Annotated in this window: 3 protein-coding genes and 1 rRNA gene; all 4 read right to left on the bottom strand. The window is 31.8% G+C overall.

Annotated features, from left to right (window positions below; translation table 11 throughout):
- Positions 1-354: ribosomal RNA gene (locus tag SVN78_09500) — 16S ribosomal RNA — on the bottom strand; the annotation flags it as partial.
- Between the two features lie 195 nt (positions 355-549).
- On the bottom strand, positions 550-1,608 hold the full coding sequence (gene aroC / locus SVN78_09495) for a chorismate synthase (protein ID MDY6821839.1): 1,059 nt from the start codon (positions 1,606-1,608) through the stop codon (positions 550-552).
- A 3-nt stretch (positions 1,609-1,611) separates the two neighbouring features.
- The gene (locus tag SVN78_09490) at positions 1,612-2,199 is read right to left on the bottom strand and encodes a molybdopterin-dependent oxidoreductase (protein MDY6821838.1); all 588 of its coding nucleotides are present in this window, start codon (positions 2,197-2,199) and stop codon (positions 1,612-1,614) included.
- A 451-nt stretch (positions 2,200-2,650) separates the two neighbouring features.
- On the bottom strand, positions 2,651-3,459 hold an 809-nt coding region (locus tag SVN78_09485), incomplete at its 5' end, for a hypothetical protein (GenBank protein MDY6821837.1).

Here is a 3,459-nt window from a genome sequence, read left to right as displayed (position 1 = left end):
AGTCTGGGCCGTGTCTCAGTCCCAATGTGGCTGACCATCCTCTCAGACCAGCTACCGATCGTAGCCTTGGTAGGCCATTACCCCACCAACTAGCTAATCGGACGCGAGCCCCTCTGTCAGCGTAGGCATACTTAAAGTATCCCTACTTTCACATACCTACATTCGTAGATATGCTGTATCAGGTATTAGCTAGCCTTTCGACTAGTTATCCCGTGTCTAACAGGTAGGTTACTCACGTGTTACTCACCCGTTCGCCGGTTTACTCGGCTGCCGAAGCAACCTTTCTCCCTCGACTTGCATGTGTTAAGCACGCCACCAGTGTTCGTTCTGAGCCAGGATCAAACTCTCCATCCTGCAAAAAATAATTATTGTGTAGTTAATATACCTACACTAGGCTGCTTATCTCTTTAGTTTATTTAGCTGTCAAACAACAGGGTATCAAACCTTCCAAAAACGTGAAGGTTACTTTTATATATGATATTTAAATATATGTCAAGTAGATTTAATAATAAAAATTTAATTAATTAAATCAAGAGATAATTTTAACTTTTATAAGATTCTTCTTGCATTATCTATCATAATTAAATCTATCAAAACAATGGCACTCATAGCTTCTGCAATTGGTACAACACGAGGGGCAACACATGGATCATGTCTGCCTTTAGTGATAATCTCTCTTGGGTTATTATTAATATCTATTGTTTTCCTAGGTATTAAGATAGAGGAAGGTGGTTTAACAATAAAATTAAAAATAATATCTTGTCCCGTTGATATCCCTCCTAAGGTTCCACCTGCATTATTTGATAAAAAACCACTCTCAGTTAATTCATCATGCATTTCACTTCCTAACATATGTACTCCATCAAAACCTATACCAAATTGTATACCCTTAACTGCTGGAATTGACATTATAGCTTTTGATAACTCCGCATTTAATCTATCAAAAACTGGCTCACCTATACCAGGTGGCACTCCTTTGATAACTATCTCTACAATTCCACCTATAGAGTCACCTTTCTCTTTTATCTTCAAAATATAATCAATCATTTCACTAGCTTTATGCTTATCAGGACATCTAACAGGATTATTTTCTATCTCATCTAAATCAAATATTTCAGCTTTTATACTACCAATTTGCTTTACATAACCAGTGATTGTTATTCCTTTTAATAACAATATCTTTTTTGCTATTGCGCCAGCACATACCCTACCTATTGTCTCTCTAGAAGATGCTCTTCCACCTCCCCTATAATCTCTTATGCGATATTTTTTAAAATATGTATAATCGGCATGTCCTGGCCTAAATACGTCTTTTATTTCATAATAATCTTCTGATTTTTGATATTTGTTATATACTAACATTGCTATCGGTGTTCCTGTAGTTTTCCCCTCAAAGACACCACTTAAAATCTCAACCTTATCTTCTTCACTTCTTGGAGTTGTAATTATACTTTGACCAGGCCTTCTTCTATTTAACTCGCACTGAATATCCTTCTCATTTATTTCAACAAGAGGTGGAATACCATCGACAACAACCCCAACTGCTTTACCATGACTTTCACCAAATGTACTTATTCTAAATACTCTTCCAAATGTATTTCCAGCCATTATTTAATTCAAAACCTCGCCATCTCCTATGTCAATATAGGTTTTACTGTTTACGTCAAATGTCTTTGAAGCCTTTATTAACCCTCTATCATCATAACCAAAGCTTTCCCAATAACCTTTTGTGTACTCTTTTGAAAAAATAATTTTATGAAGCCATTTACAACTTTTATATCCCCAAAGGTTCGGAATAACCATTCTAATAGGCCCACCATAAGCCTCCTCAAGCACTTGTCCACCAACCTTAATTGCCATAATTATTCTCGGGTTTTCTAAATCTTCTTTAAAAATAGCTGTACTATACCCACCATAGCTTTCAAATATCACATAGTTATATTCAGCAGGCTTAATGTAATTTAAAAAATCTTGCCACAATATTCCTTGCCAGATAGCTCTTACAGACCAGCCACTAACTGAAGTAAGTCTACAATTGACTTCTTTTATTTTAAAGAGTTTAATAAAATCCACAAGATTAAAATTCAATTCACTTAAATCATCTTTTATTATAGTAATTATATAATTCTCTAATTTTGGAATACTATATGTTGACTCAGCATTGAATATAGGTGTCTTTAATTCTCTTAGAATGCTCATAGGATAGTTAAAATACTATAAATATTTTTTAGTTTAAAAACTTTAAAATCTAAATCATTCTATTTTTTATTTACATCACTATTTTATTTAATATATATTACGTCTATGGCTAAATTTCAACTGATAATATTAATAGTTGTTTTTGGTTTAACCATAAATATTCCCTTTGGTTATTTAAGAAATAAGTCTAAAAAATATTCTTTTGCCTGGTTTTTGTATATACACATTCCTGTAATATTTATAATAATCCTTAGAGTTTTTACTAACACCTCATTTACATATGTACCATTATTTATCATTTCTTCTATCATAGGTCAAATATTAGGTTCCTATATGAAAACAACTAATACATAAATTGTTTATTACTTTAAATATATATTTTTTAATAAAACTAATAAATAAATAATACTTAATTAGTTTTATAACTATTTAGTCAAGTGGTAGTAAATTTTTAAGATATTTTTCTAGCAAACACAATAAAAGCACTATGGTTATAAATCCACGTCTTTGGCCTGACAGATAAATCTTCTACCTGCCAAGGTCTTCTAATATTCTCAAATATATCCAAATCTCTAAAACATTCTAGTTCATTTAATCTGTCAACATAACTTTTTACTTGCAAAATAGTAGGTATATAAGCCATAACAATTCCGCCTTCAACCAATCCTTTTTCCAAATAGGGTAAAACATGCCATGGCTCTGGAACATCTAAAAAAACCCTATCATATATACAGGTAAAACCTTGATATATATCGCCGTGCACAACCTCATGAATAGCTTTCTCTTCACCAAAAAAATTTATTATATTTTTTTTACCCTCATCAATAAAATCTTCCCTGATTTCATAAGTAACAAGCCTACCACGATCTGCCAATGCTCTTAACAAAGCAATAGATAATGCCCCCATACCTAAACCTGCTTCTAATATATTTAGCCCACTATACACATCACCCCACTGTAACAAAATGGCAATATCTTTTGGATATATAATTTGAGCTTTTCGTTTTAAACCCAAAACATAATCATTATAAGTTACACCAAAGACACAATAAGAAACATTTTTATCAGAATAAACTAAAGAACCCTTTGGTTTGCCAATAATATTATTATGTTCAATTCTACCTTTATGTGTAAAATAACACCTATTTTTAGCTAACTTTAAAAGTTTTCTTTTTCCCTTGTTATCTATTAAAACAACAAAATCATTTTCTCTAAAATTATTATCCATATAAAAATCTAAAAAAGCTTGCCTATTTTTTT

Source organism: Deferribacterota bacterium (assembly GCA_034189185.1).
GTDB lineage: Bacteria > Chrysiogenota > Deferribacteres > Deferribacterales > UBA228 > UBA228.
The sequence above is the reverse complement of the archived record's forward strand: the minus strand, read 5'-3'. Positions and strand labels throughout refer to the sequence as shown.

Excerpts from the sequence above, each read along its gene's own strand:
- aroC (MDY6821839.1), bottom strand. The coding sequence starts at position 1,608 with ATGGCTGGAAATACATTTGGAAGAGTATTTAGAATAAGTACATTTGGT.
- SVN78_09490 (MDY6821838.1), bottom strand. The coding sequence starts at position 2,199 with ATGAGCATTCTAAGAGAATTAAAGACACCTATATTCAATGCTGAGTCA.